13 protein-coding genes and 1 pseudogene are annotated in these 13,664 nt (G+C 72.9%); 3 read left to right on the forward strand and 11 right to left on the reverse strand.

What is annotated here, in order from left to right; all coding sequences use genetic code 11:
• Positions 1-72 precede the first annotated feature (72 nt).
• The 3 genes and pseudogenes from FKD65_RS26900 to FKD65_RS26910 all read right to left on the reverse strand — a co-directional run.
• Positions 73-1,308: an alkyl sulfatase dimerization domain-containing protein gene (locus FKD65_RS26900; protein ID WP_141580112.1), complete on the reverse strand. Its 1,236-nt coding sequence runs from the start codon at positions 1,306-1,308 to the stop codon at positions 73-75.
• Positions 1,309-1,422: 114 nt separating this feature from the next.
• Positions 1,423-1,989, reverse strand: a complete 567-nt coding sequence (locus tag FKD65_RS26905; protein ID WP_141580113.1) for a TetR/AcrR family transcriptional regulator — start codon at positions 1,987-1,989, stop codon at positions 1,423-1,425.
• A gap of 126 nt (positions 1,990-2,115) precedes the next feature.
• Positions 2,116-2,235, reverse strand: a pseudogene (locus tag FKD65_RS26910) (RidA family protein); the annotation flags it as partial.
• A gap of 37 nt (positions 2,236-2,272) precedes the next feature.
• On the opposite strand from FKD65_RS26910, the gene FKD65_RS26915 reads away from it, so the two are divergent.
• Positions 2,273-2,416: a hypothetical protein gene (locus FKD65_RS26915; protein WP_240809624.1), complete on the forward strand. Its 144-nt coding sequence runs from the start codon at positions 2,273-2,275 to the stop codon at positions 2,414-2,416.
• A gap of 84 nt (positions 2,417-2,500) precedes the next feature.
• On the opposite strand, the gene FKD65_RS26920 is transcribed toward FKD65_RS26915, so the two are convergent.
• From FKD65_RS26920 to FKD65_RS26930, 3 genes are read right to left on the reverse strand one after another with little or no spacing between them, the layout of a single operon-like run.
• Entirely contained in the window at positions 2,501-4,015 is a 1,515-nt protein-coding gene (locus FKD65_RS26920; RefSeq protein WP_141580114.1) for a pyruvate, phosphate dikinase, read from the reverse strand.
• An 11-nt stretch (positions 4,016-4,026) separates the two neighbouring features.
• A complete protein-coding gene (locus FKD65_RS26925) occupies positions 4,027-4,638 on the reverse strand; it encodes a transcriptional regulator (protein ID WP_141580115.1) in 612 nt (203 codons plus the stop codon).
• A complete protein-coding gene (locus FKD65_RS26930; protein WP_141580116.1) occupies positions 4,635-5,747 on the reverse strand; it encodes a TetR/AcrR family transcriptional regulator in 1,113 nt (370 codons plus the stop codon). Before FKD65_RS26930 ends, FKD65_RS26925 begins: the two co-directional genes overlap by 4 nt.
• 340 nt (positions 5,748-6,087) lie before the next feature.
• On the opposite strand from FKD65_RS26930, the gene FKD65_RS26935 reads away from it, so the two are divergent.
• Complete coding sequence (locus tag FKD65_RS26935; RefSeq protein ID WP_141580117.1) at positions 6,088-6,603, forward strand: DUF2231 domain-containing protein; 516 nt, start codon at positions 6,088-6,090, stop codon at positions 6,601-6,603.
• A 51-nt stretch (positions 6,604-6,654) separates the two neighbouring features.
• On the opposite strand, the gene FKD65_RS26940 is transcribed toward FKD65_RS26935, so the two are convergent.
• The 3 genes from FKD65_RS26940 to FKD65_RS26950 all read right to left on the reverse strand — a co-directional run bounded on the left by FKD65_RS26940 (position 6,655) and on the right by FKD65_RS26950 (position 9,032).
• Positions 6,655-7,722, reverse strand: a complete 1,068-nt coding sequence (locus FKD65_RS26940; protein WP_141580118.1) for a glycerophosphodiester phosphodiesterase family protein — start codon at positions 7,720-7,722, stop codon at positions 6,655-6,657.
• Positions 7,723-7,849: 127 nt separating this feature from the next.
• Positions 7,850-8,230, reverse strand: coding sequence for a VOC family protein (locus FKD65_RS26945; RefSeq protein ID WP_141580119.1), 381 nt, complete (start codon positions 8,228-8,230; stop codon positions 7,850-7,852).
• 49 nt (positions 8,231-8,279) lie between these two features.
• Positions 8,280-9,032: an AraC family transcriptional regulator gene (locus FKD65_RS26950; protein ID WP_141580120.1), complete on the reverse strand. Its 753-nt coding sequence runs from the start codon at positions 9,030-9,032 to the stop codon at positions 8,280-8,282.
• Between the two features lie 386 nt (positions 9,033-9,418).
• Between FKD65_RS26950 and FKD65_RS26955 the strand changes: the two genes are divergently transcribed.
• Positions 9,419-10,780: a M20/M25/M40 family metallo-hydrolase gene (locus FKD65_RS26955; protein ID WP_141580121.1), complete on the forward strand. Its 1,362-nt coding sequence runs from the start codon at positions 9,419-9,421 to the stop codon at positions 10,778-10,780.
• Between the two features lie 90 nt (positions 10,781-10,870).
• Here FKD65_RS26955 and FKD65_RS26960 read toward each other — a convergent pair whose 3' ends face one another.
• A complete protein-coding gene (locus FKD65_RS26960) occupies positions 10,871-12,109 on the reverse strand; it encodes an NAD(P)/FAD-dependent oxidoreductase (protein ID WP_141580122.1) in 1,239 nt (412 codons plus the stop codon).
• 13 nt (positions 12,110-12,122) lie between these two features.
• Complete coding sequence (locus FKD65_RS26965) at positions 12,123-13,550, reverse strand: NAD-dependent succinate-semialdehyde dehydrogenase (RefSeq protein WP_205718909.1); 1,428 nt, start codon at positions 13,548-13,550, stop codon at positions 12,123-12,125.
• Positions 13,551-13,664 lie beyond the last annotated feature (114 nt).

Raw genomic sequence — 13,664 nt, forward strand, 5'->3', positions numbered from 1 at the left:
AGCCGGTAGGCCCGATAGAGAGGAGGCGCCGTCCCCGTGGCCTGGGACGGCGCCTCCTCCCCGTCAAGGGGCTCAGCTCTTGGCCGCCGCGAGGTAGATGCCGCGCGTCATCAGGGACGTGGCCGACTCGGCGAGCGCGGTGAAGATCTGGCGGTAGGCGTCCCTGACGTCCTCGTCCTCCGGCGCGGCCTGGCGCGCCAGTTCGATGAGGCGCGCGGCCACCCGCGGTTCGTCGTCGTCCAGTGCCCGGCGGGCCCGGTCGGCGAGGTCGTGCGGGCCGCCCGCGAGCTCCGCCAGCACCGTGGCGAGCCGGTCCGCCCGCGGCGGCTTGAGCGCGGCCGGGTCGCCGTCCCACCAGCCCCCGTAGAGGCGCCAGATGTTGCGGACGATGAACTCGGGCTCGTCGTAGGCGGCCCGCAGGTAGGGCTTGGCGGCCAGCCGCTCCGGCACGTGCACGGCATGGATGATCTCGTCCAGGCGGGCACCGCCGTTCATGAGCGCCAGCGTCTGGGACACCAGCGTCTCCAGGTACTCCGCGACGTCGGTCAGCGCCGTGCGGACGCGGTCGCGGCCGGCGATGGGGGCGCCGTGCCCCGGGATCAGCAGCGACGCGTCCAGTTCGGCCATGGCCCGCAGCGCGGCCGCCCACTCGGCCGGGTACCGCTGGACCTTCTGGGGGTTGCCGCAGTTGGGGGAGTTCCAGATGAACAGGTCGCCGGCGAGGATGATGTCCCGTTCCGGGACGTACGCCCAGGTGTGGTCGTCGGTCTCTCCGCGCGCGTGCCGCAGTTCGAAGGTGAGTTCGCCGACGCGCAGCCGGTGGTCGTCGCGGTAGGTGATCTCGGGGTACCGGAACTTCTCCGGCCAGCGGAACCTCGGATTCGCGAACTGCCGCGCGTTGACCGTCCGGTTGTAGTCCTTCGTCAGGACGTAGCGCTCGAACCTGGCCTTGACGGCCTCGTGGGCGATGACGACCGGCCGCTCCGCACCGCCGCGGTCCGCCTCCTCGTCGAAGGGGCCGACCCCGAAGACGTGGTCGATGTGCCCGTGCGAGTAGACGGCATATCGGACGGGGTCGGGGCACCACTCCCGAATGGCCCGGTGATTGCTCTTGGCCGTGTTCGGAGCGCCGGTGTCGAAGAGCACCAGGCCCTCCTCCGTCCGAAAGACGGTGACGTTCGCGAAAGAGGGCACCACGGCGACGCCATCGGCGATCTCAAAAGCCACTCCGGAAGGGACCTCACCGTTGATGAGCCCTTCCATGCCGACCTCGCCTTGCCACATCCGTTCCGCATACCGCATCAGCATGACCACACTATTGCACTCAGAGTGCAAAGTTGCCAGTGCGCGCCGGGAGAAGTCTCGGCGCACGCGGGCGTGCCGGTACGCCCCGATGGTCCATCGGGGCCCGGATGATGACGGTCAGGCGGGAATCAGCGTGGTGAGCAGTTCGTGGAAGCAGCGGCGCCTGTCCTCCACGCTCAGCCGCCGCAGGTGGTACCAGGCGCCCCAGCTGACGGCGGCGTCCACGATGTCGGGAAGCAGCGGGTCGCGTCCGGCGAACTCCGCCGCGAAGACCTCGCGGAGCATCCCCCGCATCCACTCGTCGCCCTCGTTGATCAGCCCGGCCACCACCCCCGAGGTGGAGGCCGCGATGGAGACGCGCCGCACCGGCGTCATGGTCTCGTAGATCCGCACGAGCTGGCCGGCGAACCGGTCGATGCGCTCGGGGAGCGGCAGGTCGGGGCTGATCGGCTCGACCGTGGCGAGCAGGCGTTCGGCCTGGCGCTGCCCGGCCTCCACGTACAACTCGTCCAGATCGGAGAAGTGGACGAAGACGCTGCGGCGGGACACCCCCGCCCGGGTGGCGATGTCGGCGGCGGTCGGCACCCGGCCGGCCTCGCGCAAAAGATCGAGGAGGGCCTCGGTGATCGCCCTTCGGGTCTGCTCCGGGCCGCGCGAACGCTGACTTGAGTGGGCCGTCGCCATGACAGCGCCAGTAGACCAGCCCCCGCCCCCGGGTGCAAGCGTGTGCACGAAGTGGCGTCCCGGCCGGGCGAAGCGGGCTCTGCCCGGCCGGGCGCGGGATGCTCCCGCCGCGCCTCCGCGGGCGGATCAGTCGAGTATCGCGGTGGCCTCGACCTCGACGAGCACGTCGTCCTCGAAGAGGCGGTCGACGCCGATGAGCGAGGCCGGCGGCATGGGAAGGCGGAGTCCGGCCTCCTCGGCGACGCTCGGCGTGATCGAACGCGAGGTCCTCTCCACGCGCCCCGTGGCGATCAGGTACCGGATCACACCGCTCGGCAAGACCCTGCGCCGTCCCGTGGACGTGCTGCTGGCATGGGCCGCGGAGCAGATGCCCGCCATCGAACGCGCCCGCGACGCCTACGACGCGAGGGAGGAAGCGGACATCTGAGGACCGCGGGCGCCGACGTCCGTCCAGGCCGCGAGCGGGTGGACGAGACCGGGAACGTTCGGCGGAGGGCGGCTTTCCGGTGCGTCACAGCCGGGCGTGCGCCGCGGCGAGGCGTTCCTCGTCCGGGCGCGGTGATCGGTCGCCGGAGACCTCGTCGGCCCAGTCGAGGAGACGGTGCAGACGATCGTCGACCACGGCGGCGGCGAGGCCCGGGTTTCCGATCACGACCTCTCCGCCGGTGCCGTCGACGCTGATCAGCGTCCCCTCGGGGACGACACGGTCGCCGGCCCGCACGCATCCCGCCGCGGCGTCGACGGTGAGGCCGGCGCCCACGACCGCGGGCCTGCCCATGGCGCGCGCGACGACGGCCGCGTGGCTGGTGGGCCCGCCGCGGCTCGTGACCACCCCGGCGGCGGCCGCCAGGCCGTGCATGTCGAGCGGCGAGGTGGCGGGACGCACGAGGATCACCGGCCCGTCCGCCGCCATGCGCGCGGCCCGGTCGGCGGTGACCGCGATGCGGCCGGCCGCGACGCCCGGACACGCGCCCCGGCCGCGGGCGAGCAGGTCGCTCCCGTCCCCGGCGCGGAGCCGCTGCGTGCGGGCGTCGCGCAGGTGCCGGGGTGAGATCCGCCGCAGCGCCGTGCGCCGGCCGATGAGCCCCTCGTCGACGAGGTCGACGGCGGCGCGGACCGCGGCGCGGCCGGTGAGGCCGCCGGGCCTCACCTGCAGGAACCACAGGTGCCCTGTCTCGAAGGTGAACTCGGCATGGCAGGCGTCGCGGTAGTGCCGCTCGATGAGGTGCAAGGCCGCCACCAGGCGTTCCCACACCACCGGCTCCCTGTCGGCGAGCTCGGACAGCGGCTCGGGGGTGGAGTGCCCGGATACGACGTCCTCGCCCTGCCGGCCGAACAGGACGTCACCGAACGGGGTCCCGGCGCCGGTCGCCGGGTCGCGGCTGAAGGCGACGCCGGTACCGCTGCGCCCGTCGCGGTTGCCGAACACCATCGCCTGCACGATCACGGCCGTACCGGGCTCGTGCGGCAGCCCGTGCACTTCGCGGTAGGTGACGGCGCGCGGGCTGTTCCATGACGAGAAGACGGCCCTCACCGCCGCCCGCAGTTGACCCATCGCGTCGTCGGGGACGGTCACGCCGGTGGGTCGCGCGGCCGTCCCGGCGGCGGCCGCGAAGCTTGCGAGGAACCGCCGGCGCGTCTCGTCGGCGAAGGCCGGAGCGCCCGTCTCGGCGGCCAGCGCGGCGGCCGCGCCGGCGGTGAGGCCGACGTTGAGCACGGTGCTCATCATGCCGGGCATCGACACGGCGGCGCCGGACCGGACCGATACCGCCAGCGGCCGCTCGTCCCCGCCGAAGCGCCGTCCGGTCTCGGCCTCCAGCCCGCGGACGGCGGCGGCCAGTTCGGCGTCGAGGCCCTCCGGAAAGCGGCCGTCCCGCAGGAAGGCGCGGCAGGCGCGGGTGTCGATCGCGAAACCCGCCGGCACGGGCAGCCCGAGACGCCGCAGCACGACGAGGCCGTGCCCCTTGCCGCCGATGGCGTCCGCGGATGGGCCGGTCCCGGTTGCGAGGGGATGGATCCAGCTCATCGGAGCGCTGCTCACAGGCGCGGGATGCCGAGGGTGGCGAGCAGGTCCTCGTGGAGCTGGAACCACACCGCGTGGTACGAGGTGGTGCTGTCCGCCAGATGCTCCAGCGCGCCGGCCCGGGCCCGGTCGAGCGCCGCGGTGAGCCGCGCCCGGTACCGCCCGAACCGGGGGAGCACCGCGGACAGGTCCCTGCCGACGACCTCGGCGCGCCGGTCCAGGTCGGCGAACCGCTCCAGGACCCTGGAGTCATAGGCCGGGTCCGAGTGGTCGTTCAGCGCCACCGCGCCCTCCACGGGACGCATCTGCCACGCGGAGCAGAGGTCCAGCAGCTCCGGGTTCAGCACCATGAACCTCTCGTACCCCGAGGCCACCGCGTCCCGGGCACCGGCGGCGTCGAGCTCGCGGGCCGTCCGGCGGGCGTCCTCGGCGCGGCCCGCCTCGGTGAGGCCCCAGCCCCCGAACTCTCCGGGCGTCCGGGTCACCAGGCCGGCCACGGCGAGATCGATCAGGTGGGACTCGACGTCCGCCTCTGCGAGGCCCGCCGCGTCGGCCACGCGGGGCAGGTCGGCATGTCCGATGCAGCGCAGGACGTGCAGCACGGTCGAATCATCGGAACCCGTCATGCTTCATCCGTTCCGGTAGACCCCTCGACGGACGTCGGGGCGGTCGCGGCGGCGTGCGCGGCGCCCCTGCCCAGTGCCCGAGCGATGATCCTCCCGCCCCGGACGCGCACGGCGGCCTCGGTGCTCTCGGACGTACCGGCGCCGACTGCGGCGGCAAGGGCGGCTCTGTCGTCGTGAACGAGACGCAGCGGCAGACCGATCGCCGTCCCGAACGCCCGTCGCAGGCACAGGACGAGGTCGGCGACCCGCAGCCGGACGAGCGCCCCGATCTCGGCGGGATCGTCCGTCACCAGCGCCACGATGACGGGCTCTCCCGGACGGGCGGCGCGGACCGCCTCCTCGGCGGCACCGAGGCGACCCGTCCCGAGGACCACGATGACCCCGCCGTCGTCGAAGCGGACGGGACGGCCGGTGATGGCGTCCGTCGCCTCGTCGGGCGGCGTCCAGGCGTCGCGGCACGAATGGGGCGCGGCGACGTACGGCAGGTGGGGCGGGTCCCATGCGTCGCCCGTGTCGAGTTCGGCGAGCCGCCGGCAGGCGCGGACCACCTCGAACGGATCCCCGAAGCCGGGCGCCGTCTCGGCGAGATGGCCCGCTCCGTGCAGCAGGGTCAGGATCACCTCGGCGAGCCGCACCCGCCGGGAGGCGGCGGGCGCCCGGCACGATTCCAGGGCGAGCGCCACCAGCAGACCGTCCAGCCCCGCGAGCCCGGCCATGGCGGTGCGGCCCGGCTCATCGTCGAACACCCCGGTCAGCGACCGGGACCGCAGCTTCCCGGCGTCGGACGTGTCGCCGGTCAGGGGCAGCCGTTCGAGCCAGGCGCGGGCGAACGCCTCCGCCCCCTCCGCCAGGTCGAGGTCTCCGGCCGTGCCCGCGGCAGGTGCTCCGGACGCGGCCGTGCGCTCGACGGAGTCGAGCAGCACCGCCAGGTACAGCGCCCGCTTGCTCGGGAAGTTCGAGTACACGGCGCCGCGGGTCAGCTCGGCGCGGTCGGCGACGCGGTCGACCCTGGCGCCGGCGAAGCCGTGCTCGGTGAACTCCTCCACCGCCGCGGCCAGCACGGCGGCACGCGTCCGAGCCTGCTGCTGCGCCCGGGTCAGCCGGGCCATCGAGCTCTCTTCGCCACGTCGTCAAGATACAGCGAACATCCGGATGTTGTGAACATCTGAACTAGGGGCATGGCAGGTCGACGCGGTCGGACCGGAACTCCGAGGGGACGTCGGGCACTCATCCGGGTCGTCAAGGGAATTCGCGTTCCGTGGCTACGACGAAACACCTTCCCTTTCCTCTTTCAAGGGAAAGAAATGCTCCGGCATTCGTGATGACCCGAGCCGTGAGATGCGTCAGGAAGGATCCCTATGAAAACCCTCTGAAACACTCATCGAAGGTAGTGGGGTGCTCGACCTCCCGCTACCTTGAGCTGATCAACGGACTTCCGAAAGGCCGGCCATGCCCGAGACCCTCTTTGGTCTGCCCGCTCATCCGCTCGTCGTCCATGTCGTGGTCTTTCTGGTTCCGCTGACAGTGCTGGCGGCCCTGCTCGCGGCTCTGTGGCCCAAGGTGCGGCGGCTGCTCGGGCCCTGGATCCTCGGCGTGGCCACGATCGCCGTCATAACGATCCCGCTGGCGACCGAAAGCGGCGAGCACCTCGAAGAACAGGTGCCCCGCTCGTCCCTGGTGGAAGAGCACGCGGAATTGGGAGACACCCTGCTCCCCCTGGTCGCCGGGCTCTGGGTGGCCCTGGCGCTCCTCGTCGCCGTGGGCGTCTACGCCCGCCGGAACACCGACCGGCCGCCCCGCTGGACCAAGGCGGTGACGCTGGTGGCAGCGGTCCTCACCGTGGGCGCCGCGGTCGCCACGGGCGTCCAGGTGGCCCGGATCGGGCACAGCGGCGCCAAGGCGGTCTGGCACGACGTGGGCTCGGGAGGCGGAGGCGGAGGCGGCGAGGGCGGGCCGCGCCCGTGACGGCCGCCCGGCCTGTTCGCGCCGGGCGGCCGCTCGCCACGTGCCCGCGGGTCAGCGCGGCTGGTAGGCCTTGGGCAGCCGCATGCCGCGGTCGGCCATGATCTTGCGGACGCGGTCGGGGTAGTTGGTGATGATGCCGTCGACGCCCATGTCCATGAGGGCTTCGACGGTGGCGGGATCGTCGCAGGTCCAGGGGATGACCTTGAGGCCCCGGGCGTGCGCCGCCGCCACCATCTGCCGGTCGGGGTAGAAGCGGAAGCCCGGGTCGCCGACCTGGCCGTTCTGGGGGAAGCCGTAGTTGGGCGACAGGGCCGTGACGCCCTTGATGGCGGAGGCCGCCTTCACGAAGTCGCCTCCGTAGTCGTCGGCGTCGAGGCCGCCGAGCCAGGGGGAGGCGCCGGGCTTGCCGACCTGGAGGAAGTCGTAGTTGGTCAGCGCCACCAGCGGCCACCTGGGCGCGAACCGGTGCATGAGGTTCAGCGCGCCCCAGTCGAAGGACTGGATGGTGACCTGCCGTTCGATCCCCGACGCGCGGATCTCCTCGAAGACCCGCCGGACGAACAGCTCCCGCGGCGCGGTCTGCTCGGGCGCGCCCGCCTCGACCTTGGTCTCGATGTTGAGCTTGACCTGCTTGGCGCGGTAGCGCTTGACCAGGTCCAGCACGTCCCTGAGCTCGACCATCCGGAATCCGCGGACGACCTCCTGCTCGGGGAAGCCGGGCAGCTGCTGGTATCCGCAGTCCATGGTCTTGATCTGGGCCAGGGTCAGGTCCTTGATGTACTTGCCGACGTAGGGGTACATCGCGTCGCCGGGCGTCACCGGCGCGGTGTCGCGGCATTTCTGGGCACTGATCTGCCGGTCGTGGTTGACGACGACCTTCCTGTCCTTGGTGACGTGCGTGTCGAGCTCCAGGGTGGTGACGCCGAGGCGCATCGCCTTGCCGAAGCCTTCCAGCGACTCCTCGGTCGTCATGCCGATGCCGCCGCGGTGGGCCTGGAGGTCGAAACGGGTCTTCTGCGGCGGCACACCCGGGCCCCCGGTCGTCGCCGCATGGGCCGCCACCGGCGCGGCGACCGTGGACGCAAAGGCCAGACTCGTCAGGACAAGGCGCATGGACATGCGGTCCTCCGCTCGTTCATTCTGATCAACCCCTGCGACGCTAGAACGAGGGGCGGCACCCGTGGTTGACGTGGCGTGATTGCGTCATGAACACGTGGCGGACACCGGGGTCCTCACCTGCGGCCGGTCACCCGGTGGGGACCTGGCGGACGATCCAGACGTGGCCGAACGGGTCGCGCAGGCGGCCCATGCGGCCGTAGGGGTGGTCCTCGACGGGGTAGACCACGGTGGCCCCGCCCGCCTCCATGCGGGCGCCGACCGCGTCGGGGTCGGGCACCTCGAGGTTGATGATCACGGGCGAGCGGTCGAGCCCGAGAGCGGTCGGCCCGGAGTCGGCGGAGTCCTCGTCCTTGAGCGTGAACTCCACGTCCCCGAGGGCCAGCCGGACATTGACGATCTTCCCGTCCGGTGTCTCGAAGCGCTCGGACTCCTCGACGCCGAGTGCCGCCTTGTAGAACTCGATGGCGCGGGCCGCGCCGTCGACGACGAGTTTCGGATAGAGGTTCATGGCTCCATCGTGCGGGGCGCCCGCGAGCACCGTATTGGACGAATTTCCCTCAGAGCGGCACGTGGTTGGGCTGGGCGGGAGAGCGGGGCCGGTATTGGGTCGGCCGCAGCCCGGCGAAGTCGTGGAAGTCGCGGATCAGGTGCGACTGGTCGACGTACCCGCAGGTGAACGCGAGCTCGGCCCAGTCGACCGGCCGGTCATAGGGGATCTTCCGGAGCGTGCGCTGGAACCGCCGTACGCGGGCGAAGCGCTTGGGCGTCAGGCCGACGCGGTCGTGGAAGAGCCCGATGAGGCGCTTGCGCGTGAAACCGAGCCGGTCGGTCACCTCCCCGACCGGGACGCCGCGGTCGAGAGCCGAGAGCGCGGCCTCCAGGGCGGGGTCGCGGTCCAGAGCGCCCGCCTCGACGAGGACGGACTCCAGCGCGTCCAGGATCCCGGCGGGCCCGCCGGCCTCCAGGAGCCGTTCCCGCACGACCTGCCCGGCGCGGCCCCAGAGGTCCTCCAGGCCGACCAGCCCGGCCACGGCCGGGAAGAAGGGGAACGCGCCGCCGGGCTTGAACGCCACCCACGCGATGGCCCGCTGGTCGGCGGTGTCGATCACCGAGGGCCGGGAGGCGGCGCCGAGGAAGGCGGCCCCGCCGGCCCCGCCGGCGAACGCGTCGGCGTGCAGGTTGACGAACAGCTGGGCACAGCCGGTCGGGATGGAGCGCTCGCGGACGGCCGGGCCGTGCGACTCGGAGTAGCCGAGGCCGGCGACGAACGGTTCGAGCCCCGGATGGACGGGCCCGCGATGAACCTGCACGCCCATCAGCCTAGAGGCCGGACCGACACCCGTCCGAGGCCGAAGCGCGCGCGACGGCCTCGCCCGCGCTCTGCCCTGCGCCGCGATGCCATTTCTGATGGCCGAGGTGTATCCCATGCATGCGAGGGGAACCGGAAAAACGAATACGGTCGCCCTTGGCGTCCGCTGAACGGGGTGGTCCATCGAAAACCGGCGGTCCATTGGCCCGTTCCTTGCACGTTCTTGATCACGATTCGGTTCTCGGATTGCGGGGACCTTGTTGATCCCGCGGCGATTTCGTAGGTTCGCCCTGATCGGGGGATGGTCCATTGTCTCGCCGCCGACCCGCCACCGACTCGAGACCCGAGACCGGCGGGCGGCGGCCACGATCTCCCTGAGGAGACGCCATGTCCGAGGTCAAACGCCGCGATCTGCTGGCCGGGGCCGCGGCCCTCACCGGGTTCGCGACCGCCGGCCTGCTCCCCGGCACCGCCGCCGCCGCGACCCGGCAGCGCCCCGGTGCCCTCCGTCCGCCCTCCCTCACCGCCGGCGACAGGGCCGTGGTCGCCCGCGTCGACGCCCGCCGGGCGCTGCGGCACCTGCGCGTGCTCAGCGACCAGATCGGCTGGCGCGTCGCCGGCACCCCGTCCGAGCACCGCGCCGCCCGCTACATCGCCGGGTGCCTTCGCGACCTCGGCTACACCGTCGAACTCCAGCCCTTCCCGGTCGCCGACAAGTACCTGGCGGAGATCCGCTCCCGCGGCGAGCGGGTGTGGCAGTGCAGCGCATCCCCGCAGGGCGCCGTCGCCGCAGTGGACGGCACGGTGGTGGACGCCGGCCGGGTCACCGAGGTCACCGGTGACGTGCGCGGCAGGATCGTGCTGTTCGACCGCGTGCCCGGCATGGAGACCGAGCAGGCCGAGGCCGCCGCCGACGCGGGCGCCAAGGCGGCGCTGATCGTCAACGCGCGCTCGGAGACCTATCCCGAGCGCAAGCCCGGCTCCTTCGTCCCGACGCTGAAGGAGGCGGTCGCGATCCCGGTGCTGGGCCTGGCCGAGTACCACGGCGAGCGGGTCCGCGCGGGCGCCCGGCGGCTGTCCTTCGCGATCACGCACTACTCGGGCCTGACCTCGTACAACGTCCTGGCCGAGCGGAAGGCGACGTTCCCCGACCCGGCGGGCAAGGCGGTCATCGTCAGCGCGCACTACGACAGCGTCCCCGGCTCGCCCGGCGCCAACGACGACGGCAGCGGAACCGTCCTGTGCCTGGAACTCGCGCGCGTCCTGAGGCGGCTGCCCACCCGGCAGGCCGTCCGCGTCTGCCTGTGGGGCTCGGAGGAGTACGGCCTGGTCGGCGCCCGGCACTACGTGAAGCAACTGGACGAAGCGGGCGCCAAGCAGATCACCGGCTGCTTCCAGAACGACATGGTCGCCACCAGCCACCCGCCCGCGGGCACGTACTGGCTGCTCTCGGTGGACGGCGCGGACAACACCACCACCGCCGCGGTGAACGCCGCCGCCCACCGGCTCGGCTACGCCGACCAGACCAAGGGCCCCACGGCCCGGGGCTCCAGCGACCACGAGGCCTTCCACGAGCGCGGCATCCCGGCCGGCAACTTCAGCTGGCGCGGCGGCGAGGCTCCCAGCCAGCTGGAGCCCTTCTACCACAGCCCCGAGGACACCATCGCCCAGAACGTCAGCCCGGAACGCCTGCAAGTCTCCCTCGAACTGATCGGCTGCGCCCTCTACGACATCGCCCACCGCAAGTAACGCCGGACCCGGCCGGACACGCGGGGCGTGTCCGGCCGGTTCGCGCACGGCCGGGGGCCGCCGACGCACAGGGCATGAGACGGAGACCTGTCAGGTCCCTGTGCGGGATCTCCGGGACCGCTCGGTCGCGGCAGTGATGCTCTCCCGCACGGTGGTGAGGGACACCGGGTCACGCAGCGCCCTCCGGCAGGCGATCACCGCGCGGGGCCAGTTGACGGCGACCGCGCCGGCGAACTCCCCGGCGGAGTCGGCGTACAGGACCGCGAAGCCGTGGTCCGGGCCGACCCCCTGAAGGGTGACGTGGTCAAGGCTTCCGCCGGTGCGGCCGACCAGTTGGATCCGCCGGTCGTACTGGTCGGTCCACGCGTACTCGACGGGGTCGTACGCCTGGAGATCGTTCGGGTGCGTGATGTTGTGGGCGACGCGATCGGCCTGCTCGATGGCGTTGGTCCAGTGCTCGGCCCGGACGAGCCGGCTGCGCCGTGGATGGAACCAGCGAGCGACGTCCCCCACGGCGTGGACGTTCGGGGCACCGCGCGCCCGGCTGTACCGGTCGCACACGACGCCGTCCGCGATGGTCAGTCCCGAGCCGCGGACCCACTCGTCGTTCGGTACCGCGCCAATGCCCACGACCACCGTGGCCGCGGGAAGACGGGACCCGTCGTCCAGCCCCACGACGAGCCCGCCGTCGACGGCCTCGACACCCGTGACCGCCGCCCCGAACCGGGTGCTCACCCCGCGGTCGGCGTGGAGGCGGGCGAAGTGCCGGGCGACTGCGGGGCTCAGCACGCGGCCCAGCGGTGCGCGCGCCGGGCCGACGAGCGTCACGTCGGCGAGACCCGCCGAGGTGGCGGTCGCCGCCACCTCGGTGCCGACGAAACCGGCGCCGATGACGACCAGCGGCCCGCCGTACCTCAGGTCCTCGCGCAGCGCGACGGCGTCGTCGAGGGTCCGCAGCACGTGCAGGCCGGGCGGGGCGCCCCACGGCGAGGGACGCGGCCGGGCGCCGGTGGCGACGACGAGCTCGTCGAACGCCAGGCGCCGGCCGTCGGCCAGTTCGACCGCGCGACCGGCCAGGTCCACACCGATCGCGGGTGTTCCCAGCTCCAGCCGTATTCCCGCCTCGTCCGCCGCCTCCTCGTCCAGCAGCGTCAGGTCGCGGCGGGTCGCCGCTCCGGCGAGGAAGGCCTTGGACAGCGGCGGCCTGTCGTAGGGCAGGTGGTCCTCGGCGCCCACGAGCACGATCTCGCCCGCGTGTCCGGACGAACGCAACGCCCTGGCGGTACGCACGCCTCCGACCGAGGCACCGACGATGACGACGGTCGACATGCTCACTCCGGGCTCACGCGGGGGCGGCGATCGAGGCGTACCTGGTCTCCAGGTACTCCTGGACGCCGATCTCGCCGCCCTCGCGGCCCAGACCGGACTCCTTCACACCGCCGAACGGCGCCGAGGCGTCGGAGACATGTCCCCGGTTCACCCCGACCATTCCGCACTCCAGCGCCTCGATCGCCCGGACGGCGCGGTCGAGGTCCCGGGTGTAGACGTAGCCGACCAGGCCGGACCGCGTGTCATTCGCCAGAGCGAGGCCCTCCTCCTCGGTCGAGAACCGGTACACCGCGGCGGCCGGGCCGAAGATCTCCTTTCGCGCGATCTCGGCGGAGGGCGGGACCCGGTCGAGCAGGACCGGCCTGAGGAACGCGTCACCGGGACCGGCCGCGCCCTCGCCGTAGTGGACGACGGGCTCCGCGCCGTGCGCCACGGCGTCGTCGACCAGTCCGGCCGCTCGGTCCCGCTGCGCTTGGCTGATCAACGGCCCGAGGGTCGATCGCGGGTCGTCCCCGGGCCCGACGACCTGGGCGCGCAGCCGCTCCGCCAGCCCGCCGACGAACCGCGGCGCGACCGAGTCGGCGACGATGAAGCGGTTCGCCGCGACGCAGGACTGCCCGCCGTTGCGGAGCTTCGCCGCGACCGCGCCCTCGACGGCGGCGTCGACGTCGGCGTCGTCGAAGACGACGAAGGGCGCGTTGCCGCCCAGTTCCATGGAGGTCCGGAGCACGCCGGGCGCGGCCAGCGCCAGCAGCCTGCGGCCCACCTCGGTGGAACCGGTGAAGGAGAGCTTGCGGATCCGCCGGTCGCCCAGAACCGCCTCGACGAGCGGGCCGGGCCGGCTCGTGCTCAGCACGTTGACCACGCCCGCGGGCAGCCCCGCCTCGGCCATCACGCGGGCGAGGAGCAGAGCGGACAGCGGCGTCTCCTCCGCGGGTTTGAGGACGACCGTGCAGCCCGCCGCGAGCGCCGGCGCGACCTTCCGAGTGATCATCGCGAGGGGGAAGTTCCACGGTGTCACCAGCAGGCACGGCCCCACCGGCCGGTTCAGGGTGAGATGGCGGGCCGCGCCGCCCGGCGCCGTGCGGAAGGTACCCGTGAGGCGGACGGCCTCCTCCGAGTACCACCGCAGGAAGTCGGCGGCGTAGGCGACCTCGGCGCGCGACTCCGCCAGCGGCTTGCCCATCTCCAGGGTGACGAGCGCGGCGAACTCCTCGGCCCGGTCGTGGACGGCCGTGAAGACGTCGTGCAGCAGCGCCGCCCGTCGCCGGGGCGATGCCGCCGACCACCGCGGGAACGCCGCCGCCGCCGCGTCCATGGCGTCCGCCGCGTCCTCGACGCCGGCGTCCGCGACGGTCGCGATGACTTCTCCGGTCGCGGGGTCGAGGACGGGGAACCTCGCACCCTCGCGGGACTCCCGCCACTCCCCGCCGACGAGCATCCCGGTCGGCGTGCGCGCCGCCCCGGCGATCCGCTGGCCGGCGGCGTCTGTTCCTTGCTGCATCGGACGTTCCTTCAGTAGCCCTGTGTGGTGTCCGCTGACCGCCGGTGCGGC

Origin of the sequence: Actinomadura sp. WMMA1423 (assembly GCF_006547145.1) — a bacterium.
GTDB lineage: Bacteria > Actinomycetota > Actinomycetes > Streptosporangiales > Streptosporangiaceae > Spirillospora.